Raw genomic sequence first — 26,489 nt, forward strand, 5'->3', positions numbered from 1 at the left:
ACACGGTCCGGAGGGCCTTCGCCGTTCCCAGGGAGCGTCTGTCAGAGCAGCCCGTGCGCCCGCGCGTTCGCGATGACCTGGGCGCGGTTGCGGGCCTGCAGCTTGCCCATGACGTTGTGCAGGTAGGTCTTGACCGTGTTCACCGACAGCCCGAGCTGCTCGCCGATCTCGACGTTGGTGTGGCCGAACGCGACCAGCCGCAGGACGTCGTACTCGCGAGGAGTGACCGGGGCGGCGGCCGAGCCGGCGGTGCCGGCACCGTCGTAGCGGCCCGTGCGGAACACCTCGCGCAGCGCGTCGCGCAGCACCGTGCCCGACGCGTCCTTGACGACGAGCCCGCACGCGCCCGCGGCCAGCGACGGGGCCACCGCGGCGTGCTCGGGGAACGCGGTGAACAGCAGCACGCGGCTGGCGGGTGAGACCTCGCGGATCCGGGGCACGACGTCGACGGCCACGGCGTCGGGCAGGCGCAGGTCGAGCAGCACCACGTCGGGCTTCTCCGCGGCGCAGAGCCGGACGGCCGCGGCCGCGTCGGCGGCGCTCCCGACGACGCGGATGTCGCCGTGGCGGTCGAGCTGGGTGACCACGCCGTCGCGCACCACCGGGTGGTCGTCGACGACGACGACCCGGATGCCGCGACCGCTCAGCACGGCAGCTCGATGCGCCAGGTCGCGCCGCCCTCCGGCGGCGACGCCACGCGCACGCTCCCGCCGAGCCGGGCGGCCGCGTCGGCGGTGTGGGTGAGGCCGATGCCCGGCGCGTGGTCGGCCGGGAGGCCCCGACCGTCGTCGGTGACGGCCACGACGATCCGGTCGCCGCGGGGGTGGTGCCCGGCGGTGACGACGACGGCCCCGGCCCGCGCGTGCTTCTCCACGTTGAGCAGCGCCTCCCGGAACGCGGCCACCAGCACCTCCGTGCCCGCGGGCGGGAGCCGCGGTGGGTCCTCGTCGAGGACGACGAGCTCGGCGGGGACGCCGGTGCGGTCGGTGAACGCGGTGCAGTCGGCCTGCAGCGTCACGGCCAGCGCGAGGGCCGACGGCGAGGCGCGCAGCGTCCGCAGGGAGTCGCGCAGCGCCGTGGAGGCCTCGCTCGCCTGGCGCTGCAGCCGGTCGAGGCGGGCGACGAGCTCGGGGTCGCCGCCCGCGGTCTCGGCCAGCCCCGCCACCCCGGAGCCGATGGCGAACAGCAGCGCCCCGACGCTGTCGTGCAGCGCCGCGGCGACGCGGCTGCGCTCCTCGTGCACGGCGACCTCGCGGGCCAGCCGCGCCTGCTCCGCCACGGCGACGGCCAGCGCCGCCTCGTCGGCCACGGCGCGCGCCCGCTCGACCGCGCGGTCGCCGAACGCCCCGTCGACGCGGGCACCCACGGCCAGCACCCCGAGCACCCGGCCCGCGCGCCGGACCGGCACCGCGAGCAGGCGGCGGACGCCCTCGGCCTCGATGTGCCCGTCGAAGGTGTGGGTGATGCCCGTGGCGCGGAGGTAGTCGTCGACCCAGAGGGGGCTCGCGGTGTCGTGCACCTTGCCGGTGAGGCCGAGCCCGCGGGGGACGCGCAGCCCGCGCAGCAGGCCGGTGCGGTCGCCGTGGACCTGCCCCAGCACGAGGTACTCGCCGTGCTCGTCGTCGCCGGGCACGGGCTCGGCCACCCACGTGACGTCACCGTCGGCCGCGAGGCGCTCCAGCGTGGCGCGGAGCGCGGTGCGGCGGTCCAGCAGCGCGACCAGCTCGGCCTGCTCCCGGGCGACCGCCTCGAGCTCGTCGTCCACCGCGCCATTCAACGCCGACGCGGCGGCACCTGTCACGGGGTGAACTGCTTGATGAGCTCGCGGCGCATGATCTTCCCCGTCGACGTCGCGGGCAGCGCGTCGACGAACCGGACCAGCCGCGGGCGCTTGTAGGCCGCCAGGTGCCCGGCCGTGTGCGCGATGAGCTCCTCCTCGGTCGGGCTCGTCCCGGCGGCCGGCACGACGTAGGCGCAGGCCAGCTCGCCGCGCACCGGGTCGGGCACCGGCCCCACCGCCACCATCGCGACGGCGGGGTGCCCGGCCAGCACGCGCTCGACCTCGGCGGGGTAGACGTTGTAGCCGCCCGTGATGATCATGTCCTTGCGCCGGTCGACGACGAAGACGTGCCCGGTCTCGTCCATCGTGGCGACGTCGCCGGTGTGCAGCCAGCCGTCGGGCTCGATCGCCTCGGCCGTCGCCGTCGGGTTGCCGTGATAGCCGATCATGACGATCGGGCCGCGCACCATCAGCTCACCCGGGACCCCCGGGGCCGCGTCGCGCCGCACGTCCTCGAGGTCGGCGATGCGCACCTGCACCCCGGGCAGCGAGACACCGATCGAGCCGGGCACCGGCGGCGCGTGCAGGGGGTGGGTGGTGCCGAGCCCGGCGATCTCGGTCATGCCCCACAGCTCGATCAGCGGGGCGCCGGAGCGGGTCTCCCAGCGCTCGATCGTGGACAGCGCGATCGTCTGCCCGCCGACCGTGCACCGCGTGAGCGACGACAGGTCGGCGTCGGCGATGCCGGGGTCGGCGAGCAGCATCGCGTACATCGCCGGCACGCCCTCGAACAGCGTGGCCCGGTGCTCGCCGATCAGCCGCAGCGCCTCGCCCGGCGCGAACCGCTCCATCAGCACGACGGTGCCGCCGGCGAGGAACGTCCCGTTGATCGCGACGTTGCCGTAGACGTGCGGCGCCGGCAGCGCCGTGACGACGACGTCGCCGGCGTGGCGGCCGTGCACCGTGGCCGTCGTGGCGCAGTTCCACAGCACCGCCCGGTGGCTCTGCACCGCGCCCTTGGGGTGACCGGTCGTGCCCGAGGTGTAGCCGATCGTCGACGGCGCCGCGGGGTCCGTGACGACCTCCGGCACGGGGTCCGTGCAGGCCAGGACCTCGGCGAAGCCCACGGCCCCGTCGGCCTCCCCGTACGCGACGACGGTGCCGAGCTCGGGGAGGTCGCGCGTCAGCTCGACGACGGTGCCGGCCTGCTCGGCGCTGGTGAACACCGTGGCCGACCCGCAGTCGCGCAGCACGAACGCGAGCTCCTCGGGCGTCAGCATGACGTTGACCGGGTTGATGACCGCGCCCGCCTTCAGCGCGCCGTGCGCGGTGACGACCCACTCCCACCGGTTCTGCGCGTAGAGCGACACCACCTGGCCCGGGCGGACGCCGCGCACAGCGAGCCACGCCGCCACGCGGTCGCTGAGTGCGTCGAGCTCGGTGAACGTCAGCGTCCGCGTCGCCGTCACCAGCGCCGTCTTCGCGCCGAACCGCGCCGCCGCCACCCGCAGGATGTCCCCAGGACCGTCCACACCGACCTCCGCACTCAGGAGCGGACAGCTCACCGGACTCCGCCGCGTCCCGGCACACCCGAACGGGTGTGGTGGCGTCGCCCGGGATCGGTACGTTCCGCGGAGTGACGACGACGACGTTGGACGCCGACCAGCTCGGGCACCTGCGGCACTGGGACAACCTGTCGCGGCGGTTGCCCCACGACTGGTCGGGCATGCAGGGGCGGGGCCTGGGCGAGGACGACTTCGGCAGCTACCGGTTCCAGCTCGCGTACATGGTCTACGGGCTCGCGCTGACCCACCGCCACCGGCTCCCGGCCGCGCCCGGCGTGTTCCGGCCGACCATCGAGCGGCTGATCACGAAGCTGCTCGAGCCCGACGTGTGGATGTACTGGCGCGACGTCTCCCGCGGTGGCTCGGTGTTCAACGCCCACCTGTCCGACCGGCTGCACGAGGAGTGGGACCCGGTCGTCCGCGACAACATCATGTACTCGGCGTACGTGCAGTCGTGCGCGCTGCTGCACGACCAGCTCTTCGCCGACGACCGCTACGCCGAGCCCGGCTCGCTCTCGTTCCGGCACTGGTCGTTCTTCTGGGGCGGGCAGGAGAAGGTGTTCGCCTACGACCGCGACACCCTCAACGACCACCTCTACTGGCAGATGGTCGAGAACGGCTACGTCGGCGTCGCCTGCGAGCCCAACTGCGTGTTCCAGATCTGCAACCAGCCCGCGATCCTCGGCTTCCGGCTGCACGACCTGATCACCGGAGGGAACCGCGCCGAGGAGGTCGTCGCCGGGTACGAGCGGGTGTGGGCCGACTTCGGGCGCCTCGACGAGCGCGGCCACTACGCGATGATGGTCTCCGAGGACAGCCGGGCGGTGCGCGGCAACGACGCCCTGTCCCCCTGGGTCGACGCCTGGTGCGGCGCCCTGATGTCGATGTGGAACCGCGAGTTCGTCCGCGAGCACTACCCCCGCCAGGTCGCCGACTTCCTCGTCCCGGGCCCGGACGGGACGCTGTCGGTCCGGTCGGCCCCGGCGATGCAGGTCATGGGCCAGACCGTCGTGTCCGACACCTGCGACACCGGCTGGGTCGCGGCCTGGGCCTCGGAGATGGGCGACCGCGCGACCCTCGACGGGCTGCTCGCCCACGCCGACCGGTTCATGGGCCCGAAGCGGGTCGACGGCGGCCTGCACTACCCGCGCAACGACACCCCGACCGACGCCGACGGCCACCGCACCCTGATCGAGCCGATGACGGGCAACGTCCTGCTCGGCTACGCCCGGCTCAACGTCGCCGACGGCCTGTGGGGCCTCTACAACCGCCCGTGGGACGCCGCGCACCACGCCGAGCCCGCGCTCGTCGAGGTCGAGCGGGACGTCGAGGTCAGCCGGGCCGAGGTCGTCGACGGCGTGCTGCACGCCCGGCTGCGGCGCGACCGCACCGTGCCCGGCGGCGGCACCGTGACGCTCGACCGGCTCGCCCCGGGCACCCGGCTGCGGCTGGACGGCCAGGAGGTCACCGGCCGCCGCGACGGCGACGCGCTCGTGGTCGAGGTGCCCGACGGGCCCGCCGTCGACCTGGTGGCCGCGCCGTGACCGCCCCGCCCATCCGCGCGACGTACTCGCTGGTCGACCACCACGGCACCCCGGTCACCGAGGGCAGCTACGCCGGCCGCTGGCAGCTCGTCCAGTTCGGGTTCACCGCCTGCAAGGTGGTGTGCCCGCGCGCGCTGGCGAAACTCGGCGCCGCGCTCGACGCCCTCGAGCGCACGTCGGGCCCCACGCCGCTGGTGCCGCTCTACGTCAGTGTCGATCCCGAGCGCGACACCCCGGACGTGCTGGCGGCGTTCCTCGCCGCGTCGCACCCGCGGTTCACCGGGCTGACCGGGACGCCCGAGCAGGTCGACGACGCCAAGCGCGCGTTCCGCGTCTTCGCCCGGCGCCGCGACACCCCCGACGGCTACGAGGTGCCGCACACCGCGATCACCTACCTGCTCGACGCCGCCGGGCGGCCCGCGCACCACTGGCCCGACCACGCGACGGCGGAGACGATCGCGGACGACCTCCGACGCCTGCTCGCCGGGTAGCTCACCCGGCCTGCGACCTCGCCCGGCGCCGCTCCACGAACGCCCGCTTCTTGGTGTCCGACCCGCAGACGGCCATCGAGCACCACACGCCGGACCCGTTGCGGGAGCGGTCGAAGAACGCGGCCCGGCAGCGGGGGTGGCGGCAGACCTTCAGGCGCGGCCAGTCGCCGGCGGCGGTGACCGCGCGGCCGAGCAGGTCGGCCAGCAGGCCGCGGACCCCGCCCCCGACCGGCACGAGCGCCGCGGGGTCGCCCGCGAGGCCCACGTGCAGCGGCAGGTCCGGCGCGACCGCGGCCAGGCGGGCGAGCGCCTCGCCGTCGACGGGCTCCCGTCCGGCGTCGTCGTGGCGGGCCAGCGCCGCGCGCACCCCCTCGCGGACGACCCGCGCGAGCGCCACCTCGTCGTCGGTGACGTCGTCCTCGGCGACGTCGACGCCGTGCTCGCGGCAGAACCGCGCGAGGTCCGCGCGGGTGGCCAGGCCGTCGTCGGCACCGCCGGAGAGGTGGCCGAACCAGGTGTTCACCAGGTCCTGGACGAGCGCCAGCGACGCGGGGGCGTTGTGCCGGGGGTTCACGCCGCAGACGTTACCAGCAAAAGGGGTTGACCGGTCACACTGTGACCGGCTAACTTCAGTGAGCGGTCACACCCGGGCCGCCCGAGCGGCAGGAGCCCTCCGATGTTCCGTGGATTCGCGACCCTGAACCTCTACGCCGACGACGTCACCGCCGCCCGCGACTGGTACGCGCGGCTGTTCGACACCGAGGCCTACTACGCCTACCCGCCTGCCCCGGCCGCCCCCGCCTACGTCGAGTTCCGCATCGGCGACGACGGCGACGAGATCGGCTTCATCGACCGCCGCTACGCCCCGCCCGGTACCGGCGCGCCGGGCGGCGCGGTCATGCACTGGCACGTCGACGACCTGCCCGGCACCGTCGCCCGCCTGCTGGAGATGGGCGCCACGGAGTACCAGCCGGTCACCGAGCACGGCGACGGCTCGGGCTTCACCACCGCGTCGGTGGTCGACCCGTTCGGCAACGTCCTGGGCGTCATGCACAACCCGCACTACCTGGAGGTCGTCGGCGCCCGCGCGGCGTAGCGCCGGGTCACAGGCCCAGCGCCTTGCCGATGACCTCCTTCATGATCTCGGTGGTCCCGCCGTAGATCCGGGTGATCCGGGCGTCGGCGTAGGCGCGGGCGATCGGGTACTCGTTCATGTACCCGTAGCCCCCGTGCAGCTGCAGGCACCGGTCGACCGCCCGACCCTGCAGCTCGGTGCACCACCACTTCGCCTTCGACGCGTCGACAGCGGTGAGCTCGCCCGCGTTGAGCGCGCGCACGCAGTCGTCGACGTAGTGCTCGGCGATGTCGACCTCGGTGGCGATCTCGGCCAGCACGAACCGCGAGTTCTGGAACGACCCGATCGGCTGCCCGAAGGCCTTCCGCTCCTTCACGTACTCCAGCGTCTGCTCCAGCGCGGTGCGCGCGGCGGCCACCGCGGCGATCCCGATGGACAGCCGCTCCTGGGGCAGGTTCGTGACGAGCTGGGTGAAGCCCTGCCCCTCCTCCGACCCGAGCAGGTTCGCCACCGGCACCCGGACGCCGGCGAACGACAGCTCCGCGGTGTCCTGGGCGTGCTGGCCGAGCTTGTCGAGGTTGCGCCCCCGCTCGAAACCGGCCATCCCCCGCTCCAGCACCAGCAGGCTCATCCCCCGGTGCTTCTGCGTGGGGTCGGTCTTCACCGCCGTGATCATCAGATCCGCGTTGATCCCGTTGGTGATGAACGTCTTCGCCCCGTCGACGACGTACTCGTCGCCCTCGCGCCGCGCGGTCGTGGCGATCGACGCGAGGTCGGAGCCGGTCCCGGGCTCGGTCATCGCGATGCCGGTGATGAGCTCCCCGGACACGATGCCGGGCAGCCAGCGCTGCTTCTGCTCGTCGTTCGCGAACGCGAGGAAGTAGGGCAGGCAGATGTCGTTGTGCAGGGTCAGGCCCAGCCCGGCCGCGGCGGCCCCGCCGCGCATGACCTCCTCGGCGACGACGGCGTTGAACCGGAAGTCCCGCACCCCTCCCCCGCCGTACTCCTCGGGGACGTCCGTGCCGAGGAACCCGGACCGGCCGGCGGCGGTGTAGAGCTCCCGGGGGACGATCCCGGCGGCCGCCCACCGCTCGTGGTGCGGCACCACCTCGGTGTCGAGGAAGCGCCGGAACGACTCGCGGAACGCCTCGTGCTCGGTCTCGTACAGGGTGCGGCGCATCAGGTTCCCCCGTCGTCGGCCCGCAGCGCGGCGACCGGGCAGGCGGACACGCCGAGCCGCGCCGCGTCCTCCTCGCCCGCCGGCACCGGCCGGTCCTGCCCGACGGCGCTGTAGCCGTCGTCGTCGAGCGGGAACAGGTCCGGGTCGACGACGTAGCACTGGCTGTGCGCCTCGCAGAGCGAGGAGTCCACGCTGATCCTCATACCGCGGCCGCCTGCCCGGCCCGGTGCTCCACCGGCAGCGCGGCCAGCGAGCGCGATGCGAGGCTGTCCTTCCACTCGGGCTCCCCGGCCAGGCGGAGCCCGGGCAGGCGCTCGACGATGCGGCCCAGCGCGATCCGGGTCTCCATCCGGGCCAGCTGCGCGCCGATGCAGGCGTGGATCCCCTTCCCGAACGCGATGTGCGGGTTGGGGGTGCGACCGATGTCGAGCCGGTCGGGATCGGCGAACCGGGTCGCGTCGCGGTTGGCCGAGGCCAGCACGAGGTGGACGCGCTGCCCGGGCGAGATCGCGCGCCCGGCGATCTCGGTGTCGGCCACGACCCAGCGGTTGAGGACCTTGATCGGGCCCTCGAACCGCAGCAGCTCCTCGACGGCCGGGGCCAGCAGGTCCGGCTCGGCCCGGAGCCGGTCGAGCTGGTCGGGGTGGCGCAGCAGCGCCAGCGTGGCGTTGGCGATCGAGTTGGTGGTGGTCTCGTGCCCGGCGAACAGCAGCAGCGCGCACATCGCGACGAGCTCGTCGTCGGCGAGGCGGTCGTCGCCGTCCTCGTCGGTCGCCATCATCGCCGTGAGCATGTCCTCGCCCGGCTCGCGGCGGCGCAGCGCGATCAGCCCGCGGAAGTAGTCGTCCATCTCCCGCAGCCCGCGCAGCGCCCGCTCGTGACGGTCGGCCCGGGCCGTGCCGCCGGTGCCGAACGCCACCAGCGCGAGCTCGTCGGACCAGTCGCGGAACCGGTCGCGGTCGGCCACCGGGGCGCCGAGCATGGTCGCGATGACGGTCGCCGGCAGCGGGTAGGCGACCGCGGAGATGAGGTCGCCCGTGCCGGCGAACCCGTCGAGCAGCCCGTCGACCAGCCCGGTGATCTGCTCGCCCATCGCCGAGATGCGCTGGGCCTTGAACGCCCCGCCGGCCAGCTTGCGCAGCCGGGTGTGCACCGGCGGGTCGTTGACCACCATCCAGCCCGACAGCAGCTCCAGCACCCGGTCCGACGCCGCGGTCGCGTCCGACGAGCGCCGGGCCTCGCGCAGCGGGCGGACGCGGTCGCTGGACAGCGCCTTGTTCTGGAACGCGGCCGACACGTCGTCGTAGCGGGTGAGCAGCCACGCCCGGTGCGCGTCGCTCCAGTGCACCGGGTCGTGCTCGCGCAGGGCCGCCAGCACCGCGTAGGGGTCGGCGCTGGCCCGCCGCGTCAGCAGGTCGTCATCCAGGTGCATGCGCGTCCGTCCTCTCGTGCAGGAGCCGGGGCAGGCCGGCGGCGACCAGCTCGACGTGCCGGTCGACCAGGTCCGGCGCGAGCCCGGCGATGTCGGCGAAGCAGAAGACGTCGGTGACGGGCAGCCCGGCGGTGCGCTCGGCGATCCGCTCCGCGGCCTGCTCGGCCGTGCACACCTCGAGCTTCGGGAACGCGGCGGAGCCGCGGGCCGCGCCGCGGTCGTTGCCGGAGTAGCTGCTGCGGTTGTGCCGCCCGGACGGGCGGATCCGCTCGCGGGCGGCGTCCGGGTCGTCGGCGAGGAACAGGTTGACCAGCCCGCCCATCCGGGCCGCGCCGGGGTCGTGGCCGCCGGCCGCGAGGCCCTCGCGGTACGGGCCGAGCAGCTCGGGGTCGATCCACAGCAGGCCGGCGCCCGTGCGCCCGGCGATGCGCGCGCCGCGCGGGCCGCGCGCCCCCACCCAGACGGGCACCGGGCGCTGCACCGGCGGCGGGGTCGCGGTGCCGTCGGCCCAGAACCGCTCGACGTCGCCGATCGCGCTCTCCAGCGCGTCGTACCGGCCCCGGAAGTCGGCGCCGACCGCGGCGAACTCCGGCTCGCGCCACCCGGCGCCCAGCCCCAGCTCCAGCCGCCCGTCGGAGAGGATGTCGACGACCGCGGCCTGCTCGGCCAGCGCCCGTGGGTGCGTCAGCGGCGCCACCGCCACGGCCGTCCCGACCCGCACGCGCTCGGTGCGCGCCGCGATCGCCGCGGCGAAGGTCAGCGGCGCCGGCAGGTAGCCGTCGTCGAACCCGTGGTGCTCGCTCGTCCAGATCGCGTCGACGCCGCGCCGCTCGGCCTCGCCGATCCGGCGCAGCGCGTCGGCGTAGACCTGCGGCCACGGCCGCGCGGTGCCGGGGTTGCGGAGGTCGTAGTAGAGGCCGACCCGGATCCGGGTCACGTCCGGGCCCCGGCCAGGGCCCGCGCGAAGCCGAGGCGGTCCCGGACGACGCGGCCGTCGGTGACCCGGCCACCGGTGACGGTGACGAGCCCGACCAGGGACAGCGTCGCGTCGGTGCCGGTCCGCTCCACCCCGTCGAGGCCGCCGGCGTAGCGCCCGGTCCGGGTGAGCCTGAAGGCGACCCGGTCGCCCGCGGAGAACAGGTCGTCGACGGTGGTGCGCGCGTCGTCGAGGTCGGGGCCGGCGCTGCCGTCGTCGTAGCGGACCGCGTCGCCGGGCAGGCCCGCGTCGATCCACTCCCGCACGGCCGCCTCGGCCGCGGGGTCGGCCGACACCGCCGGGGTGTCCCACGGGGCGAGGGCGGGTGGCTCCGCGGAGGCGGGCCGTCCGGAGGCGAGCTGGACCCGCCGGGCGTGGTAGTCCTGCTCGACCAGGTTCTCGGTGAGCCGGGTGCCGTTCCAGCGGTAGAGGCCGAGCCCGCCCCACACCGCGACCGCGCCGCCGTGCCGGCTCGACGCGCCGTGCTCGGAGAACCGCATGGCGAGCCGGTCGCCGTTGGTGACGATCTCGTGGACGGTGAGGCCGAGGCCCGGGAACTGGCGGAACTGCGCCTGCGCGGCCGGGACGTAGGCGTCGTCGCGCCCGGCGACGAGGTGCGGGCCCATCCGCAGCGCGTAGTCGGGCTCCATGATCTCGGCGCACACCGACGTGTCGTGCCGGTTCGTGTAGTCGACGACGTAGCGGCGCATGAGCGCGACGAGGGGCTCCATCAGCGGCCCTCGAACACCGGCGCGCGCTTCTCGGCGAACGCGGCGATGCCCTCGGCCGCGTCGGCCGTGGCGTGCAGCGTGGTCAGCGCGGCGGTGGAGTGGTCGAACTCCCCCCGGTCGACGCCCCGGTTAACCAGGCTCTTCCCGGCGGCCACGGCCAGCGGTGCGGCGGCCGCGACGCGGACGGCCAGCGCGCGCGCCACGTCCATCAGCTCGGCGGCGGGCACCACCTTCTGCGCGAGCCCGATCTGCTGCGCCGTCGCGGCGTCCACGCGCTCGCCCGCGAACATCATCAGCTTGGTCCAGTGCCGCCCGATCACCGACGGCGCGCGCAGCACGCCGAAGCCGGGGACCAGCCCGACGGCGGTCTCGGGCATGCCGAACGTGGCCGTGTCGGCGGCGACGACGATGTCGCAGGCGAGGGCGAGCTCGCACCCGCCGCCCATCGCGTAGCCGTTGACGGCGGCGATCACCGGCAGCGGGCACTCCTCCACCGCCGCGAAGGTGCGCATGCAGTCCTGCTGGAACGCGCGCTGCGCGGTGACGTCGGCCAGCGCGGCGAAGCTCGTGATGTCCCCGCCCGCGGAGAACGCCCGGTCGCCCGCGCCGGTGATCACGACGGCGCGGGTGCTGCCGTCGGCCTCCAGCGCGGCCAGGGCCTCGCGCAGCTCGGGCCAGAAGGTGCGACCCATCGCGTTGAGCTTCTCCGGCGCGTCGATCGTGATCACGGCGACCGGCCCGTCGGTCTCGCAGCGCAGGTTCGGCGGCGCCGCGCCGTCGTGCCGGTCGACCGCTGCCGTCGTGGTCACCGGATCCCCCCGGTGCGTCCGTGGCTCGCGATGTCGATGCTCGTGGCGATGACGGCGCGGGTCTGCGCCGGCTCGATGACGTCGTCGAGCGAGAGGTTCGCCGCGGCCTCCCACGGCTCGGCCTCGCTGATCCACTCCGCCGTGAGCTCCTCGACCAGCGCCGCGTGCGCGGCCGGGCCCTGCTCGGCCAGGACCTTCTCGAGGCGGCGGCGGTGGATCGTGCGGATGCCGGTCTCGGGGGCCATGAACCCGAGCTCGGCGGAGGGCCAGGCGTAGAGGAAGTCCGGCCGGGTCGGCCGCCCGCCCATCCGAAGTGCCCGCCGCCGTAGGCCTTGCGCAGGACCACGCCCACCTTCGGCACCCGCGCCTCGGCGATCTGGGAGACCAGCGCCTCGTAGCCGTGCAGGATGCCCCCGCGCTCGGCCTGGGTGCCGATCATCAGCCCCGGGACGTCGTGCAGGAACACCAGCGGGAGGCCGAACGTGTCGCACATCTGGACGAACGTGCGCTCCTTGGCCAGCGCGGCGGGGTCCAGCGCCCCCGCGCGCACGATCGGCTGGTTGCCGACCAGGCCGACCGGGCGGCCCTCGATCCGCGCCAGCGCGCAGAGGACCGACCCGCCCCAGCCGTCGGCCCAGGGCAGGATGCTGGCCTCGTCGGCGAGGCAGGCGAAGACGTCGCGCACGTCGTAGCCGGCCCGGGACCCGAGCGGCACGATCGACGCGAGATCGGCGGGGTCGCGGGCGGGCGGGAGCGGCGGTGCCGTCGGGGCCGGCTGCGACGAGTTGGGCGGCAGGTAGGACAGGAACGCCGCGATCGCGTCCATCGCGTCGGCCTCGGACTCCACGACGAGGTGGGCGTTGCCGGCCTCGGTGGCCGCCTGCGGCCCGCCCAGCTCGGCGTCGGTGACCTTCTCGCCGATCGCGGGCTCGACCACGGACGGCCCGGAGAGCGCGAGCGAGGCCGACCGGAGCATCACCACGAAGTGCGCCGTGGAGGCGTGCAGGGCGGAGTCGCCGTAGGACGGACCGAGGACCGCCGCGGCGCGCGGGACGACCGGCTCACCGGGCGGCGGCTTGAGGAACGAGGTGAAGTCCAGCGGCAGCCCGGAGAACCGCCAGCCCGAGACGTCGGGCATGCGCCCGCCGTCGGCGTCGCAGAGCAGCACGAGCGGGAAGCCGTGGCGCTGCGCGTGCTCGATGAGCCGGCCCTGCTTGCGCATGCTGACCGGGGCCGTGGTGCCGGCGACCACGCTCGCGTCGATGCCGATCACGCCGATCCGTCTGCCGTCGAGCAGGCCGAAGCCGGTGACGACCGCGTCGCCCGGGATGTGCTTGGCGGTCCGCAGCTCCGGCAGGGCCAGCGCGCCGATCTCGAACCACGAGCCGGGGTCGACCAGCATGTCGATGCGCTCGCGGACGGGCAGCCTGCCGGACTCGCGGTGCCGGCGCAGGCCCTCGGGCCCACCCATCTCCAGCGAACGCTCGCGGCGCTCGCGGAGTTCGGCGATCCTGTCCGCCATCGAGGCGGCCGGTCGCGTGTCAACGCTCTCGACGGTCACGTGACCTCCGTGTGCGCGGGGATGGGGGACGATCGGGGCGACGCTAGACTACCAGACGGCCGATTGGTAGACAGTACCGCACGAGGGTCGACGCCCCGCCGAGAGAGGACCGCCAATGCAGCGGATCGAGCAGCCCATCGCGACCGTCCTGGTCGCCAACCGCGGCGAGATCGCGGTCCGCGTCATCCGGTCCTGCCGCGAGCTGGGGCTGCGCTCGGTGGCGGTCCACTCCGACGTCGACGCCGGGGCGCTGCACGTGCGGCTCGCCGACGAGGCGCACCGCATCGGCCCCGCTCCGGCCAGGCGTTCCTACCTCGACGTCGACGCGGTGCTGGCGGCGGCGAAGGCGTCCGGCGCCGACGCGGTCCACCCCGGCTACGGCATGCTCTCCGAGGACGCCGGGTTCGCCGCGGCGGTCGAGGCCGCGGGGCTGGTGTTCGTCGGGCCGCCCGCCGACGTCGTCGCGCGGATGGGCGACAAGGTGGCCGCGCGGGCGGTCGCCACGGGCTGCGGGGTCCCGGTCGCGCCGGGCAGCGACGGCACGCTCGATCCCGCCGACCTCCCCGGCGCCACCGCGCTCGCGGAGGGGCTCGGCTGGCCGGTGGTCGTCAAGGCGTCGTTCGGCGGCGGGGGCCGCGGGATGCGGGTCGTCCAGGACGCGGGCGGGCTCGCCGACGCGATCGCCGCGGCCGGCCGCGAGGCGGACGCCGCGTTCGGCCGGGCCGAGGTGCACCTGGAGCGCTACCTGGACCGGCCCCGCCACGTCGAGGTCCAGGTGCTCGCCGACGCTCACGGGACCGTGGTCCACCTCGGCGACCGCGACTGCTCGGTGCAGCGCCGCCACCAGAAGCTGATCGAGGAGGCCCCCGCGCCCGGCCTCGCGCCGCACCTGCGGGCCGCGCTGCACGACGCCGCACTGCGCGTCACCCGCTCCGTCGGCTACCGCGGCGCGGGCACCGTCGAGTTCCTGGTGCTGCCCGCCACCGGCGAGTTCTTCTTCCTGGAGATGAACACCCGCCTGCAGGTCGAGCACGGCGTCACCGAGATGGTCACCGGGATCGACCTGGTGGCGGCGCAGCTGCGGATCGCCGCGGGCGAGGCGCTGTGGTTCACCCAGGACGACGTCCGCCTCGACGGGCACGCGGTGCAGGCCCGCATCGCGGCCGAGGACCCGTGGGAGTCCTTCCGCCCGGCGCCGGGGCCGGTGCACGAGCTCGCCCTGCCCCACGGCCCGTGGCTGCGCTGCGACACCGGGATCGAGTCCGGCGACGCGGTCGCGGCCGAGTACGACTCGATGTTCGCCAAGGTGCTCGCCTGGGGCGGGGACCGGGACCTCGCCCGGCGCCGGCTGATCGGCGCCCTCGACGAGCTGCGGGTGGTCGGCGTCCCGACCACCGCGCCCTACCTGCGCGGCGTGCTCGCCACGGAGTCCTTCGCGGCCGGCACCCACGACACCGGGTCGGTGGCCCGGGACTGGGCGCCCGACCCGGCCGACCGCCCGGCCGCCACCGCGCCGGCCCCCGCCGCACCGGCGACGGCCGGCACCGTCCCGGTCCGCCGGGTGCGGATCGCGACCGACCGGGGCCCCGTGGAGGTCGCGGTGCCCGGCCTGGCCCGACCGGCCGGTCCCGGCGCGGCGCCCGCCGCCCGGCCCTCCCGGTCGGGGTCCGGCGCCGACGCGGTCGTGTCCGGGCCCGGGGCGCCGCCGGTCGCGCCGATGGACGCCACCGTGGTCGCGGTGGCGGTCGTGGCCGGTCAGGAGGTCGGGGTGGGCGAGGTCCTCGCGGTGCTCGAGGCGATGAAGATGGAGATCGAGGTGCGCTCCGACGTCGCCGGCACGGTGCAGGAGGTGCTGGTGGCCCCGGGCGACCCGGTCGCCGCGGGGAAGCCGCTGGTGCGCTTCACCACCTGACCGCCCGCCCGCGCCCGCGCGCGCCCCCTCGCCCGCGCACCCCCTCGCCCGCGCACCCGCGCCCCGCCCGCCCACGCGCCCCCGTTACCTTCTTGATCAAGCCCGATGAGGGCTTGCAGGCCACCGGTCACGGCATGACTTGTCGCCCCTGTCGTCGATGATCTGGGGGGTGTTGTCACCGTGGTCGGAGGGCGCCAACGACCGCTGATAGAGACCTGACCCGCTCGCGTGGTCTGCTCGTAACGTGGCTGCCGGCGCGGGTGCCCGGGTCGGCCTGCCCCAGCGGCTAAGGAGGCGTCGTTGTCGAAGTCCGACAAGATCCCCGAGCACGACTTCACCGTGTTCTGCGGGCTCGACGTAGGCAAATCGGTGCACCACGCCTGCGCGCTGGACCCGACCGGGCAGCGGCTGCACGACAAGCCGCTGCCCAACGACGAGACCGCGCTGGCCGAAATCTTCCAGCAGCTGTCCGTGCACGGACGGGTGCTGGTGGTCGTCGATCAGCCCGCCTCGATCGGTGCCCTGGCCGTCGCGGTCGCCCGGTCACTGGGGATCGAGGTCGCCTACCTGCCCGGGTTGGCGATGCGCCGCATCGCCGACCTGCACCCCGGACAGGGCAAGACCGACGCCCGTGACGCCTACGTCATCGCCGACGCAGCCCGCACCATGCCCCACACCCTGCGCCGGGTCGGCACCGACGACGAGATCCTCGCCGAACTCACCGTGCTCGCCGGCTACGACGACGACCTCGCCGCTCAGTCCACCCGGCTCATCAACCGCCTGCGCGACGCCCTGCTGCACGTCCATCCCGCGCTGGAACGCCTGCTCGGACCCCGTATGGACCGCGGCGGGGGTACTCGACCTGCTCGCCGCCGCCCCCCCACACCCGACGCGCTGCGCCAGCTCGGCGAGGACGGCATCACCGCCGCGATGCGCCCTCGCTCGCCGCGGCTGGCCAAGACCCTGCCCGCGCAGATCCTCGCCGCGCTCGACGCCCAGACCGTCGTCGTCCCCGGCACCACCGCGTTCGGCCGCGTCATCGTCGGCGTCGCCACCCAACTGCGGGAGGTCCGCGCCGAGCGCGACACATTGGCCGCCGAGCTCGAGTCCCGCCTGGAGGCCCACCCTCTTGCCGAGGTCCTGATCTCGATGCCCGGCCTCGGGTTCAGGACCGCCCTCAAGATCCTCACCATCGTCGGGGACGGCGCCGCGTTCCCCCACCGCCGGGCACCTCGCCGCCTACGCCGGCCTCGCTCCCGTCACCCGCAGATCCGGGACCTCGATCAAGGGCGAGACCCGCTCCCAGCGCGGGAACCACGCCCTGAAGTCCGCGCTGTTCTTGTCGGCGTTCGCCAGCCTCGCCGACCCGACAAGCCGCGCCTACTACGACCGCAAACGAGCCCAAGGCAAGCGGCACAACGCCGCATTGATCTGCCTCGCCCGCCGCCGCACCGACGTCATCTACGCCATGCTCCGCGACCGCACGCCCTACGCACCGCCAACGTCCTCGGAGCCTCGCCCGGCGCCCGCCGCCGCTTGACAACCCCATAGAGACACCCCCCCCGCCCCCCGCCCTCCGTGACAGTGAAGTGGCTTTACTGGCGCCCAGTGGCAGTAAAGCCACTCCACTGTCACCGATGAGGGATGCTCGCCCGCCCCACCCTTGCCCGCCCGCCCACCGCCGCCGCCCGTGGCAGTGGAGTGGCTCTACTGGCGCCCAGTGGCAGTAAAGCCACTCCACTGTCACCCGGTGGGGGCGGCGCGGGGGGCTGTGGGCGCGCGGGGCTGTGGGCGCGCGGGGGCGGGGGGCGCGGGGCGCCCGCGTCACGGCGTCCGGTGGTGCCCGACCCCGTCGACCTGCTCCACGACCAGCCGGCCCTGGAGCGCGAGCAGGTCCAGGTGGGACTCCGTCTCCAGCACCGCGAGCATCCGGTTGAACGCGTCGAGCTCGGTCAGCGCCCGCTCCCGGCGGGTCCAGGTCAGTCCGTCGGCGACGGCGGCCGCGGTGTCCCGGCCCGACGCGACGGCCCGCTCGGTGGCGGCCAGCCGGGCGTCGTGGTGCCCGAGCAGCTCGTCGATGCGGGCGTGCGCGCTCGGGGTGACCCGGCCGTGCGCGGGCAGCAGCCTCGCGTCGGGCATCGCGCGGACCCGGCGCAGCGACCCGAGGTAGTCGCGCAGCGGGTGCGGGGCCCGCACCGCCTCGAACCCGATCGACGGCGTGATGTGGGGCAGGACGTGGTCGCCGGCGAACAGCAGCGCGCCGGGCTCGTCGTGGTAGACGAGGTGGCCGGTGGTGTGGCCCGGGGTCTCGACCGCCCGCAGCTCGCGCTCGCCCGCCGCCAGCACCGCGCCGTCGGCCAGCCAGTCGTCGGGCTCCTCCCAGATGTCGCGCGGCATGCCGTCGCGGCCGTCGAGCTCCGACAGCTCGCGGACCAGCGCGTCGGCGCCGCACCGGCGCAGCGCCTCGAGCTGGGGCGCCAGCGCGTGCGTCGGTCCGGCCGCCACGTGCAGCGACTCGCGCTCCCCCGCGCCGAGGGCCACAGCCGTGCCGTGCTCGCGGCGCAGCTCGACGGCGAGCGTGTAGTGGTCGCGGTGGACGTGGGTGACGAGCACGGTGCGGACGTCGGCCGGCCTGCGGTCCAGCGCCGCCAGGCCCGCGGCGAGCAGCGCGTCGGCGCCGCTGCGCATCTGGCCGGCGTCGACGAGCAGCGTGCCGCCGTCGGCGTCGAGGTCGAGGGCGTAGACGTTGACGGCCTTGAGCGCGTCGCCCGGCAGCGGGAGCGGGATCCGGTGCACGCCCGGCGCCACGGCGTAGACGCCCGGGTCGCTCCAGAGCCGCTCGGGGTCCTCGGCCTGCACGCGCAGCGCTCCGGCGCGCATCAGCGCCCACCCCCGGACGCCGCCACGATCCGGGAGTCCGGCCCGCCGCCGTCGACGAGCAGCCGCTGCCCGGTGACGTAGCCGGCGTCGGCGGAGGCGAGGAACGCCACCACCCCGGCGACGTCCTCCGGCCGCGCGACCCGGCCGAAGGGGTAGCTCGCGTCCAGCTCGGCCAGGGTGGCCCCGCCCGCGGTGGCCGCGACCAGGCGCTCCCCCATGTCGGTGGCGACCAGCCCCGGCGCGACGATGTTGACGCGCAGCCCGTGGGCGCGCTCCTCGCGGGCCAGCGTGCGGGCCGCCGCCTCCAGCGCGGCCTTCGCCATCGTGTAGGCCGCGCCGCCCGGCGGTGCCGCGTCCACGATCGCGCTGGAGACCACGACGACGTCGGCCCGCCCCGCCGCCCGCAGGTCCGGCAGCAGCGCCCGGACCAGCGCGAGCGGGCCGAGCACGTGCACCCGCAGGAGCCGCAGGTACTCCTCGTCGGCCGTGTCGGCGACGGCGGTGCCGCGGCTGGCCGTGCCGGCGTTGCTGACCAGCAGGTCGACCGGGCCGAGGTCGGCGCGGACCAGCGCGGGCAGCGCGGCGACCGCGTCGGGGTCGTCGACGGGCGCGCGGTAGGCGCGGGCCGTGCCGCCCGCCGCCTCGATCGCGGCCACGGCCTCGGCGGCCGCGTCGGCGTCGCGCCGGTAGTTCACGGCGACGGCGGCACCGTCGGCGGCCAGCCGCAGCGCGACGGCGCGGCCGACCCCGCGGGATCCCCCCGTCACCAGGGCGGTCCGGCCGCTCAGCGGGAGTGCGGCGCGGTCGGGAGCGGTGCGGGGGTCGGACACGGGTCTCCTGGTGGTCGGTGGGGCCGGCTCAGCTGCCGGCCGCCGCGGTGAGCGCGGCGCGGCGCCCGGCCCGGGCCGCCAGCGCCTCCTCGGTAGCGATGCCACGGATGGCCATGTCGGCGAACTGCGCGCCGATCGCCTCCGGCGGGAACGTGCCGCCCGGGCGGAACCAGCGGTACACCCAGTTCGTCGAGCCCAGCACGGACAGCGCGGCCAGCCGCGGCTCGACGTCGGGCCGGACCAGCCCGTCGCGCTGCGCCTGCTCGATGAGGTCGCGGAACACGCCCTGGTAGGCGTGCTCGCTTCCCAGCACCTCGCGGGAGCGCTCCTCCGGGAGGGAGGACAGCTCGTGCAGGAACACCGCGGTCGGGACGAGGTTGCGGCAGGTGTGCTCGACGTGGCCGAGGATCACGCCCTCCAGCCGCTCCAGCGCGTCACCCGGCCGGTCGGCGCACGCGCGCACGACGGCGAGCCCGTCGCGGTGGACGGTGCTGATGACGTCGAAGAGGAGGTCCTCCTTCGACTGGATGTAGTAGTAGAGGCTGCCCTTGAGCATCCCGAGCCGGTCGGCGATGTCCTGCAGCGAGGCGCCGTCGTAGCCCTTCTCGTAGAACACCTGGGTGGCGACGTCGATCAGCTCGGCCCACCGCTCCTCCCGGGGCTTGCGCTCACCCCCGGAGCGCCGCACACTCCTGCCCGCCGGCTGCCGCATCCGCGCCACATCCCCTCAGGTCCTGATCGGATCGATCCAGTCTACCGTTTGGTAGATCGCCCCCGATCAGAGGCGGGTCGCCGCGTCGAGCCGGACGACCTCGCCGTTGAGCAGCTCGTTCTCCATGAAGCTCGCCACCAGGTGGGCGAAGTCGGCGGGACGCCCGAGCCGCTTGGGGAACACGTGCAGGTCCATCAGCGCGGCCCGGCGCTCCTCGCCCGCCCCGGCGAGCATGCCGGTGTCCATGATCCCCGGGCAGACGGTCATCACGCGGACGCCCCAGATCGCGAGGTCGCGAGCCAGGGGCAGGGTCAGCGCCACGATCCCGCCCTTCGACGCCGCGTAGGCCGCCTGGCCCGCCTGCCCCTCCAGCGCCGCGGCCGAGGACACGTTGACGATCAGGCCCCGCTCGCCGTCGGGCCCGGGTTCGTTGCGGGCCATCGCGGCGACGGCGTGGCGCAGGACGTCGAAGGTGCCGACGAGGTTGATCTCCACGGTCTTCCGGAAGACGTCCAGCGGGTGCAGCTGCCCCTTGCGCGAGAGCACCCGCGCGGCCGGGCTGATGCCGGCCGCGTTGACGCAGACGTCGATCCGGCCGAAGTGGGCGGCGACCTCCCCGACGGCCGACTCCACCTGCGCGGCGTCGGCGACGTCGGCCGGCACGAACAGCGCGGCGTCGCCCAGCTCGGCCGCGAGCCCGGCCCCGTCCGACGACGGCAGGTCCAGCACGCCGACCCGCGCCCCGCGCTCCACGAGCATGCGGGCGGTGCCCGCGCCGAGGCCCGACGCGCCGCCGGTGACGATCCCGACCGCCCCCGCGACCTTCACCGGACCGCCGCGCCGGCGTCGACCGGCAGGGTGACCCCGGTGATGTAGCGGGCCTCGTCGCTGGACAGGAACAGCACCGCGTTGCTGATGTCGACCGACTCGATCCACGGCACCGGCAGGGCGTTGAGGGACATGAAGCCCGGCATCGCCATCTCCTGCGTCGGCTCGGGCTCGTCGGGCGCGAACATGCCCCACGTGCCCGGGTTCTGGATCATGTGCGTGTCGACGTTCGTGGGGTGCACCGTGTTGACCCGGATGCCGTAGGGCGCCAGCTCGTTGGCCATGGTGCGCATCAGCCCGACGATGCCGTGCTTGGCCGACACGTAGTGCGCGACGTGCTGGATGCCCTTGAGCCCGCCGATCGAGCTGGTGAAGACCATCGACCCGCCGCCGCGCGTGCGCAGGTGCGGCACCGCGGCCTTCGCCGTCTGCCAGACGCCGGTGAGGTTGATGTCGAGCATCTCCTTCCACATCTCGTCGGTGAGCTCCCAGGACAGCCCGTAGCTCGCGATGCCCGCGTTCGCCACGACGATGTCGACGCCGCCGAGCTCGGCCGCGCCCTCCTCGAGCACCGCCGTCAGGGCCGTCGCGTCCCGCACGTCGGCCCGGCGGGCGAGGATCCGCCGGTCGAGCCGCTCGACCTCGGCCACCGTCTCGGCCAGGTCCTCCTCGGTGGGCAGGGGGTACTCGTCGACCGTGCTGATGGGCGCGCAGGAGTCGATCGCGATGATGTCCGCGCCCTCCTACGCGAGGCGCACCGCGTGGCTGCGCCCCTGTCCCCGTGCGGCCCCGGTGATGAAGGCGACCTTGCCCTGCACCCGTCCGGCCATGCTCCCGTGCTCCTCTCGGTGTGCTGGATCTCCGCTGCTACGGACGGGCGACGGTGGCGCCCTGCGCCTGCAGGAAGACGAGCGGGTCGAAGTACTCCGCGAACGCCGCGAGCCTGCCGTCGCGCACGGTGAACCGGCTGATGTAGCCGTTCCGGTACGGCATGCCGGTCGGCAGCATCGTGCAGTCGCTGCGGTACTCCGCGACGAACTCCGTGACTCCCGCGGGCCCGCCGCCGATCTCCCGGATGTCGATGTCGTGGAACCCCGGCGGAGAGATCAGCGAGGGGAACCCGGAGTAGAGCGCGAGGACGTCCTGCTTGCCCTCGGTGGTCCTCGGGATCGGGTCCGGCGCGTACGGCAACCGGACGACGACGTCGTCGGTGAGCAGGTCGGCGAGCGCGTCGATGTCCAGCTCGTTCATGATCTGCAGGTAGCGCTCGACCACGTCGGCGCCGCTCATGCGTCGAACCCCTCCATCTGCGGTGCGGTGAGGGGGGAGATCGTCCGGCCGGAGATCAGCCAGCGGTCGCCCACCCGCCGGTAGGTGTCCTCGTTGAGCGCGGCGGCCTTGATGGAGGCCCCGCTCTTCGTCGAGCCCTCGGCGAGCACGTAGTTCGTGCCGTGCGCGGCGTCGGGGCCGTCGAACTCGATCACGTGGTTGGTGATCAGGTGGTACTGCTCGGCCATCGTCTCGGCGTCGGAGGTGAAGAAGCCGAGCACCTCCTCGCGCCCCTCGAACCGCTTGAGCCCCACCGCCGTCGCGTCCCAGTAGGCGTCGTCGGTGTAGGCCGACACCGCCTCCTCGGGACGGAACAGGTCGAGCCCGCGCGCGTAGACGTAGGTGGCGTTCATGATCTGCTGGATGTCGGTCGCCCGGTCGCTCATGTCAGCCCCTCAGTGGTCGTACATGATCACGCCACGCAGGTTCTTGCCCTCCTGCATGTCCGTGAACGCCTGGTTGATGTCCTCGAGCCGGTAGGTGCGGGTGATCAGCTCGTCGAGCATGAGCTGGCCGGAGCGGTACAGCTCGCACAGCAGCGGCACGTCGTTGCGCGAGTTGGTCGTGCCGTACAGCGAGCCCTGCAGCCGCTTGCCCGACATGGCGAAGGTGAACAGGTCGAACTCGACGTCGCGCTGCAGGATCGGCGCGGCCGAGGTCAGCACGATGACGCCGCCGCGGCGGGTCATCTCCTGCGCCGGGTTGAGCAGGTTCCCGTGCGCGATCCCGACCGTGATGATCACCCGGTCGGCCCCCTGGCCGTCGGTCAGCCGGCCGACCAGCTCGGCGGCCGCCTCGTAGTCCGACACGGAGTGGGTGGCACCGAAGGCCTCCGCCTGCTCCTGCTTGAACGCCACCGGGTCCACCGCGATGATGTTCCTCGCCCCCTTGTGCCGGGCGCCCTGCACCGCGTTGATCCCCACCCCGCCGATGCCGACGATGACCACCGTGTCACCGATCTGCATGTCGGCGGCGTAGACCGACGACCCCCAGCCGGTGGGCACGCCGCAGCCGATCAGGGCCGCCTTGTCCAGCGGGATGTCCTTGTCGATCTTGATGACGCCGTCGACGGGTGCGCACACGTAGGGCGCGAACGTGCCCAGGAACGACATGCAGCCCACGCCCTTGCCCCGGGCGTGCACGCGGTGCGTGCCGTCGGGGGCGTAGCCGGCGAGCACGCCCGCGCCGAGCGCGCACATGTTCGAGCGGCCGGAGACGCACATGCGGCACTTCCCGCACGAGGGCAGGAAGGAGAGGACGACGTGGTCACCCACCTCGAGGTCGGTGACGTTCGGCCCCACCTCGGTGATGACGCCCGCCCCCTCGTGCCCGCCGAGCACCGGCGCCCACGGCAGCGGGATGACGCCGTCGTCGAGGTGGTGGTCGCTGTGGCAGATGCCCGACGCGGCGAGCTGCACCATGACCTCGCGGTCCTTGGGCGGGTCGATCTCGATGTCCTCGACGCTCCAGCCCGAGTTGGTGCCGGGCTCCCACAGCAGTGCTCCAGTGGTCTTCATCGGTGCTCCTTGGTGACTGGTTAGACGGAACGGTCGCGGTCGGCCCAGTACGGATCGCGCAGCGCGCGCTTGAGGATCTTCCCGGTCGGCGCCTTGGGCAGGGCGTCGACGAACTCCACCGAGCGCGGCTTCTGGTAGGAGGCGAGGTGCTGCCGCGCGGTGCCGATGATGTCGGCCTCGGTGGCCGTGCTCTCGGGCTTCAGCACGACGAAGGCCTTCACGCTCTCGCCCCACTCGTCGTCGGGCACGCCGATGACGGCGCACTCGAGCACCGACGGGTGCTGGTTGACGGCCTCCTCGACCTGCACCGAGTAGATGTTCTCCCCGCCGGAGATGATCATGTCCTTGGCGCGGTCGACGATGAACACGTAGGAGTCGGCGTCCCACGTCGCGATGTCGCCGGTCCACATCCAGCCGTCCCGGATCGTCGCCGCGGTGAGGTCGGGCCGGTTGAGGTAGCCGAGCATGTTCGCCTCGGACCGGACCACGATCTGGCCCGCGGTCCGCCCGTCCTTGGGCACCGGCACGCCGTCGGGGTCGACGACCCGGACGGTGGTGATCAGGCCCTCGCGTCCGCAGGAGCGCAGCCGTTCCGGGTGCACCCCGCGCACCGCGTCGGCGTGGTCCTCCTGGGACAGGAAGCACATCGTCGTGCCCTCGGTCTGCCCGTAGCCCTGGATCAGGGTGCAGGGGAAGGCGTCGAGCGCGGCCTTCACCACCGACGACGGCATCGGCCCGCCGCCGTACTGGACGTTGCGCAGGCTGGAGATGTCGTACCCGGTGAAGCCGGGCAGGGCCATCATCCAGTTGAGCATCGTCGTGATCCCGAGGAACGCCGAGACGCGCTCCGCCTCGATGAGCTCCATCGCGGTCGTGGCGTCGAAGGTCATGAGGACGACCGGGCACCCGTGGCGCAGGTAGTTCATCGAGAGCACGACCGGGATGTGGTACATCTGCCCGGTCAGCATGTAGACGTCGGTCGGCACGATCCGCTCGGCCACGGTCTGGTTGAACATGCCGAACGACACGCTCCGGTGGCTGTGCAGCGCGCCCTTCGACTGACCGGTGGTGCCCCCGGTGTAGAGGATGAAGAACGGGTCGTCGTCCCCGACGTGCGCCGACCACTCCGGCTCGTCGTCGGAGCTGCGGGCCAGCAGGTCCTCGTAGCTGCCGTCGCCGCCGGCGCCGTACTGCAGCCAGTGCGGCACGTCGACCGCGGCCTGCAGCTCCTTGGCCGTGTCGAGCCACTCGTCGGAGGTCAGCACCGCGCGCGGCGCGGCGTCGGCGACGATCCGCCCCAGCTCGGCCGCACCCAGGCGCCAGTTCAGCGGCTGGGCCACCAGCCCCGCCCGCCCCGCGGCGAAGTACAGCTCCTGGTACTCGATCGAGTTCTTGGCCAGGATCGCGACCCGGTCACCCTGCTGCAGCCCCAGCCCGCCGTCGCCGTGCCCGCGCAGCCCGTTCGCCAGCCGGCGCACCCGCTCGTCCAGGGCGCGCCAGGAGATCCGGCGCCCGCTCGGCGCGTCGACCACGGCGTCCGCGTCCGGCGTGAGCGCCGCCCACTTGGCCGGGATGGTCCCGATGTTCGGCATGAGCGGGCCTCAGTACGGGAGGTCGAGGTAGATGTGGCGGGTCCGGATCAGCCAGTCGCCGCCCTCGCGGACCAGCTCGTCGCGGTACCAGCCGCTGGAGAGCACCCGCGCGGCGCCGCCCTCGATCGACAGCAGCGTCAGGTTGCACACCGTCGACGCCGTGTCCGCGGTCTCGGCGTTGACGACCAGGTTGCTGACGTTGTGGCGGCGCTGGTCGGTCTGGGCCGCCAGCGAGTCGGCGTGCAGCTTCCGGATCGCCTCCCGGCCCTCGAACGGGCCGACGGTGTCGCCGTCGCGGCCGATCTGCAGCGTCATCGACGCGTCCTCGGCGAACTGGGCGGCGACGAGGTCGACGTCGTTCTCGTCGTACCCCCAGGCCGCCCGGCCCAGGACGTTCTCGATCTCCGCACGTGCGGTCATGGCGGCCTCCTCAGGCGGTGGGGGTGAAGGTGAGGTGCAGCGACGCGGGGGCCCGGGTGAACACCCCGTGCTCCGGCGGCGGCGCGCCGTCGGTGAAGCGGATGTCCTGCATGGCGTCGAGGAGCTGGGCGATGCCCGTCTCCAGCTCGGTCTTGGCGAGCATCGCGCCGACGCAGAAGTGCCGCCCGAGGCAGAACGCCGTGTGGTTGGCGCCCGCGGTGTAGGCCCGGCCGAGGTCGAGGTCGGTGCGGAAGATGTCGAACGCGTCGGGGTCCGCGTACTTCTCGGGGTCCCGGTTGGCCGCGCCGATCAGGCAGGTCACCGTCTTCCCCGCCTCGACGACCCCGCCGGACAGCTCGACGTCCTCCGCGGGCTGGCGCATGATCATGTGGACTGGCGGGGAGTGCCGCAGCGTCTCGGCGAACGCGGCGGAGACCAGCGAGTGGTCGTTGCGGACGGCCTCGAGCTGCTCCGGGTGCTGGACCAGGTTGCTCATCACGCTCGCGATGGCCTTGTCGGTGGTCTCGCCGCCCGCGGTGAGCAGCAGGCTGCAGAACGCCTTGACCTCCTCGTCGGTCATCCGCACGCCGTCGATCTCGGCCGAGCACAGCGTCGAGAGCAGGTCGTCGCCCGGGTCGTCGCGGCGCCGGCGGATGATCGGGAGCAGGTACTCCTCGAACTCGGCCTTGGTGCGCAGGCCGTCGGCGGTGGCCTGCTCGTCGCCCGACAGGTTCGACAGGAACGCCATGATCGCGGTGTACCAGCGGTGGAAGTGCTCGTGGTCGGCCTTGGGCAGGCCCAGCATGTCGACGATGACGTTGATCGGGAACCGGGTCGCGTACTGGCGGACGAGGTCGACGTGGCCGTCGGCGGCGAACGCGTCGATCAGCTCGCGGGAGTTCTGCTCGATGACCGGCACGAACCGGGTCATCAGGTCGCGCCCGCGGAACGCCGGGGCCACGAGGTTGCGGTGCGTGGAGTGCTCGCGCCCGTCCATCTGCAGGATCGTCCGACCGTGCACCGGCTCCAGCTGCCAGTCGTAGTTGCGGCTGGTGAACACCGGGTCCTTGAACGCCCGCTCGACGTCGGCGTAGCGGCTGATGACGTAGCTCTGCATCGGCTCGAACCAGATCAGCGGGTGCTCGTCGCGCATCGTCCGGTAGGCCGAGTAGGGGTCGGCGGCGAACTCGGGGGACAGGATGTCGGGTGCGGTCGTCATGGACACGCAGGAACCTCCGGAGCCAGTAGTCATCGTCGTCTAACGGCCGTTTGGTAGCGGTGAGGCTAGCACTGCTCCCCGCACCCGACAAGGCGTTCCACCAGCG

At 74.0% G+C, this 26,489-nt stretch carries 25 protein-coding genes and 2 pseudogenes; 5 read left to right on the forward strand and 22 right to left on the reverse strand.

Annotated features, from left to right (window positions below):
* Nucleotides 1-41 precede the first annotated feature (41 nt).
* From HOP40_RS05880 to HOP40_RS05890, 3 genes are read right to left on the reverse strand one after another with little or no spacing between them, the layout of a single operon-like run.
* Nucleotides 42-650 carry a response regulator gene (locus HOP40_RS05880; RefSeq protein WP_172155395.1) on the reverse strand — a complete coding sequence of 203 codons (609 nt, stop codon included), beginning with the start codon at nt 648-650 and terminating at the stop codon, nt 42-44.
* Nucleotides 644-1,765 carry a GAF domain-containing sensor histidine kinase gene (locus tag HOP40_RS05885; RefSeq protein ID WP_172155397.1) on the reverse strand — a complete coding sequence of 374 codons (1,122 nt, stop codon included), beginning with the start codon at nt 1,763-1,765 and terminating at the stop codon, nt 644-646. The genes HOP40_RS05880 and HOP40_RS05885 overlap by 7 nt, the downstream gene beginning before the upstream one ends.
* A gap of 32 nt (nt 1,766-1,797) precedes the next feature.
* Nucleotides 1,798-3,312 (reverse strand): class I adenylate-forming enzyme family protein, encoded by a 1,515-nt coding sequence (locus HOP40_RS05890; RefSeq protein ID WP_172155399.1) that lies wholly within the window; start codon nt 3,310-3,312, stop codon nt 1,798-1,800.
* 104 nt (nt 3,313-3,416) lie between these two features.
* Here HOP40_RS05890 and HOP40_RS05895 point away from each other — a divergent pair, with 104 nt between their 5' ends.
* Nucleotides 3,417-4,889, forward strand: coding sequence for a linalool dehydratase/isomerase domain-containing protein (locus HOP40_RS05895; RefSeq protein ID WP_205347097.1), 1,473 nt, complete (start codon nt 3,417-3,419; stop codon nt 4,887-4,889).
* Entirely contained in the window at nt 4,886-5,380 is a 495-nt protein-coding gene (locus HOP40_RS05900) for an SCO family protein (protein WP_172155401.1), read from the forward strand. The genes HOP40_RS05895 and HOP40_RS05900 overlap by 4 nt, the downstream gene beginning before the upstream one ends.
* 1 nt (nt 5,381) lies before the next feature.
* Here the strand turns inward: HOP40_RS05900 and HOP40_RS05905 are convergent, their stop codons facing one another.
* Nucleotides 5,382-5,954, reverse strand: coding sequence for a CGNR zinc finger domain-containing protein (locus HOP40_RS05905; protein WP_172155403.1), 573 nt, complete (start codon nt 5,952-5,954; stop codon nt 5,382-5,384).
* A gap of 102 nt (nt 5,955-6,056) precedes the next feature.
* Here HOP40_RS05905 and HOP40_RS05910 point away from each other — a divergent pair, with 102 nt between their 5' ends.
* Nucleotides 6,057-6,476: a VOC family protein gene (locus tag HOP40_RS05910; RefSeq protein WP_172155405.1), complete on the forward strand. Its 420-nt coding sequence runs from the start codon at nt 6,057-6,059 to the stop codon at nt 6,474-6,476.
* A 7-nt stretch (nt 6,477-6,483) separates the two neighbouring features.
* Here the strand turns inward: HOP40_RS05910 and HOP40_RS05915 are convergent, their stop codons facing one another.
* The 7 genes and pseudogenes from HOP40_RS05915 to HOP40_RS36715 form a co-directional block, all read right to left on the reverse strand.
* Nucleotides 6,484-7,635: an acyl-CoA dehydrogenase family protein gene (locus HOP40_RS05915; RefSeq protein WP_172155407.1), complete on the reverse strand. Its 1,152-nt coding sequence runs from the start codon at nt 7,633-7,635 to the stop codon at nt 6,484-6,486.
* A complete protein-coding gene (locus HOP40_RS05920; RefSeq protein ID WP_205347098.1) occupies nt 7,635-7,826 on the reverse strand; it encodes a ferredoxin in 192 nt (63 codons plus the stop codon). The genes HOP40_RS05915 and HOP40_RS05920 overlap by 1 nt, the downstream gene beginning before the upstream one ends.
* Before the next feature lie 8 nt (nt 7,827-7,834).
* Entirely contained in the window at nt 7,835-9,067 is a 1,233-nt protein-coding gene (locus HOP40_RS05925; protein WP_172155411.1) for a cytochrome P450, read from the reverse strand.
* Nucleotides 9,054-10,004: an LLM class flavin-dependent oxidoreductase gene (locus HOP40_RS05930; protein ID WP_240157538.1), complete on the reverse strand. Its 951-nt coding sequence runs from the start codon at nt 10,002-10,004 to the stop codon at nt 9,054-9,056. Before HOP40_RS05930 ends, HOP40_RS05925 begins: the two co-directional genes overlap by 14 nt.
* The gene (locus tag HOP40_RS05935) at nt 10,001-10,774 is read right to left on the reverse strand and encodes an ester cyclase (RefSeq protein ID WP_172155413.1); all 774 of its coding nucleotides are present in this window, start codon (nt 10,772-10,774) and stop codon (nt 10,001-10,003) included. Before HOP40_RS05935 ends, HOP40_RS05930 begins: the two co-directional genes overlap by 4 nt.
* Nucleotides 10,774-11,583, reverse strand: a complete 810-nt coding sequence (locus HOP40_RS05940) for an enoyl-CoA hydratase/isomerase family protein (protein WP_172155415.1) — start codon at nt 11,581-11,583, stop codon at nt 10,774-10,776. Before HOP40_RS05940 ends, HOP40_RS05935 begins: the two co-directional genes overlap by 1 nt.
* Nucleotides 11,580-13,105: pseudogene (locus HOP40_RS36715) on the reverse strand (acyl-CoA carboxylase subunit beta). The gene HOP40_RS05940 and the pseudogene HOP40_RS36715 overlap by 4 nt, the downstream one beginning before the upstream one ends.
* Before the next feature lie 154 nt (nt 13,106-13,259).
* On the opposite strand from HOP40_RS36715, the gene HOP40_RS05955 reads away from it, so the two are divergent.
* Together HOP40_RS05955 and HOP40_RS05960 are read left to right on the forward strand one after the other, a co-directional pair.
* The gene (locus HOP40_RS05955) at nt 13,260-15,056 is read left to right on the forward strand and encodes an acetyl/propionyl/methylcrotonyl-CoA carboxylase subunit alpha (RefSeq protein WP_172155419.1); all 1,797 of its coding nucleotides are present in this window, start codon (nt 13,260-13,262) and stop codon (nt 15,054-15,056) included.
* Nucleotides 15,057-15,374: 318 nt separating this feature from the next.
* Nucleotides 15,375-16,596, forward strand: a pseudogene (locus HOP40_RS05960) (IS110 family RNA-guided transposase).
* A 284-nt stretch (nt 16,597-16,880) separates the two neighbouring features.
* On the opposite strand, the gene HOP40_RS05965 reads toward HOP40_RS05960, so the two are convergent.
* From HOP40_RS05965 to HOP40_RS06015, 11 genes are all read right to left on the reverse strand, one after another.
* Complete coding sequence (locus tag HOP40_RS05965; protein ID WP_172155421.1) at nt 16,881-17,936, reverse strand: MBL fold metallo-hydrolase; 1,056 nt, start codon at nt 17,934-17,936, stop codon at nt 16,881-16,883.
* Nucleotides 17,936-18,766, reverse strand: coding sequence for an SDR family NAD(P)-dependent oxidoreductase (locus tag HOP40_RS05970; protein ID WP_205347099.1), 831 nt, complete (start codon nt 18,764-18,766; stop codon nt 17,936-17,938). Before HOP40_RS05970 ends, HOP40_RS05965 begins: the two co-directional genes overlap by 1 nt.
* Before the next feature lie 28 nt (nt 18,767-18,794).
* The gene (locus HOP40_RS05975) at nt 18,795-19,478 is read right to left on the reverse strand and encodes a TetR/AcrR family transcriptional regulator (RefSeq protein WP_172155423.1); all 684 of its coding nucleotides are present in this window, start codon (nt 19,476-19,478) and stop codon (nt 18,795-18,797) included.
* Nucleotides 19,479-19,544: 66 nt separating this feature from the next.
* Nucleotides 19,545-20,306, reverse strand: a complete 762-nt coding sequence (locus HOP40_RS05980) for an SDR family NAD(P)-dependent oxidoreductase (protein ID WP_172155425.1) — start codon at nt 20,304-20,306, stop codon at nt 19,545-19,547.
* Nucleotides 20,303-21,037 carry a mycofactocin-coupled SDR family oxidoreductase gene (locus HOP40_RS05985; RefSeq protein WP_338053071.1) on the reverse strand — a complete coding sequence of 245 codons (735 nt, stop codon included), beginning with the start codon at nt 21,035-21,037 and terminating at the stop codon, nt 20,303-20,305. The genes HOP40_RS05980 and HOP40_RS05985 overlap by 4 nt, the downstream gene beginning before the upstream one ends.
* A 136-nt stretch (nt 21,038-21,173) precedes the next feature.
* Nucleotides 21,174-21,596: a nuclear transport factor 2 family protein gene (locus HOP40_RS05990; RefSeq protein WP_172155427.1), complete on the reverse strand. Its 423-nt coding sequence runs from the start codon at nt 21,594-21,596 to the stop codon at nt 21,174-21,176.
* Nucleotides 21,593-22,021 carry a nuclear transport factor 2 family protein gene (locus tag HOP40_RS05995; RefSeq protein WP_172155429.1) on the reverse strand — a complete coding sequence of 143 codons (429 nt, stop codon included), beginning with the start codon at nt 22,019-22,021 and terminating at the stop codon, nt 21,593-21,595. The genes HOP40_RS05990 and HOP40_RS05995 overlap by 4 nt, the downstream gene beginning before the upstream one ends.
* A 9-nt stretch (nt 22,022-22,030) precedes the next feature.
* Nucleotides 22,031-23,152, reverse strand: coding sequence for an NDMA-dependent alcohol dehydrogenase (locus HOP40_RS06000; protein WP_172155431.1), 1,122 nt, complete (start codon nt 23,150-23,152; stop codon nt 22,031-22,033).
* 20 nt (nt 23,153-23,172) lie between these two features.
* Entirely contained in the window at nt 23,173-24,744 is a 1,572-nt protein-coding gene (locus HOP40_RS06005) for an AMP-binding protein (RefSeq protein WP_172155433.1), read from the reverse strand.
* A 9-nt stretch (nt 24,745-24,753) separates the two neighbouring features.
* A complete protein-coding gene (locus HOP40_RS06010) occupies nt 24,754-25,164 on the reverse strand; it encodes a nuclear transport factor 2 family protein (protein ID WP_172155435.1) in 411 nt (136 codons plus the stop codon).
* A 10-nt stretch (nt 25,165-25,174) separates the two neighbouring features.
* On the reverse strand, nt 25,175-26,383 hold the full coding sequence (locus HOP40_RS06015) for a cytochrome P450 (RefSeq protein ID WP_172155445.1): 1,209 nt from the start codon (nt 26,381-26,383) through the stop codon (nt 25,175-25,177).
* Nucleotides 26,384-26,489 lie beyond the last annotated feature (106 nt).

This window comes from Pseudonocardia broussonetiae (assembly GCF_013155125.1).
In the GTDB taxonomy this organism is placed as follows: domain Bacteria; phylum Actinomycetota; class Actinomycetes; order Mycobacteriales; family Pseudonocardiaceae; genus Pseudonocardia; species Pseudonocardia broussonetiae.

Bases quoted from the DNA above. Each gene is read 5' to 3' on its own strand.
- HOP40_RS05975 (WP_172155423.1), bottom strand. From the start codon at position 19,478: ATGCGGCAGCCGGCGGGCAGGAGTGTGCGGCGCTCCGGGGGTGAGCGC.
- HOP40_RS05995 (WP_172155429.1), bottom strand. From the start codon at position 22,021: ATGAGCGACCGGGCGACCGACATCCAGCAGATCATGAACGCCACCTAC.
- HOP40_RS05915 (WP_172155407.1), bottom strand. From the start codon at position 7,635: ATGCGCCGCACCCTGTACGAGACCGAGCACGAGGCGTTCCGCGAGTCG.
- HOP40_RS06000 (WP_172155431.1), bottom strand. From the start codon at position 23,152: ATGAAGACCACTGGAGCACTGCTGTGGGAGCCCGGCACCAACTCGGGC.
- HOP40_RS06005 (WP_172155433.1), bottom strand. From the start codon at position 24,744: ATGCCGAACATCGGGACCATCCCGGCCAAGTGGGCGGCGCTCACGCCG.
- HOP40_RS05990 (WP_172155427.1), bottom strand. From the start codon at position 21,596: ATGAGCGGCGCCGACGTGGTCGAGCGCTACCTGCAGATCATGAACGAG.
- HOP40_RS05955 (WP_172155419.1), top strand. From the start codon at position 13,260: ATGCAGCGGATCGAGCAGCCCATCGCGACCGTCCTGGTCGCCAACCGC.
- HOP40_RS06015 (WP_172155445.1), bottom strand. From the start codon at position 26,383: ATGACGACCGCACCCGACATCCTGTCCCCCGAGTTCGCCGCCGACCCC.
- HOP40_RS05925 (WP_172155411.1), bottom strand. From the start codon at position 9,067: ATGCACCTGGATGACGACCTGCTGACGCGGCGGGCCAGCGCCGACCCC.
- HOP40_RS06010 (WP_172155435.1), bottom strand. From the start codon at position 25,164: ATGACCGCACGTGCGGAGATCGAGAACGTCCTGGGCCGGGCGGCCTGG.
- HOP40_RS05910 (WP_172155405.1), top strand. From the start codon at position 6,057: ATGTTCCGTGGATTCGCGACCCTGAACCTCTACGCCGACGACGTCACC.
- HOP40_RS05935 (WP_172155413.1), bottom strand. From the start codon at position 10,774: ATGGAGCCCCTCGTCGCGCTCATGCGCCGCTACGTCGTCGACTACACG.
- HOP40_RS05965 (WP_172155421.1), bottom strand. From the start codon at position 17,936: ATGCGCGCCGGAGCGCTGCGCGTGCAGGCCGAGGACCCCGAGCGGCTC.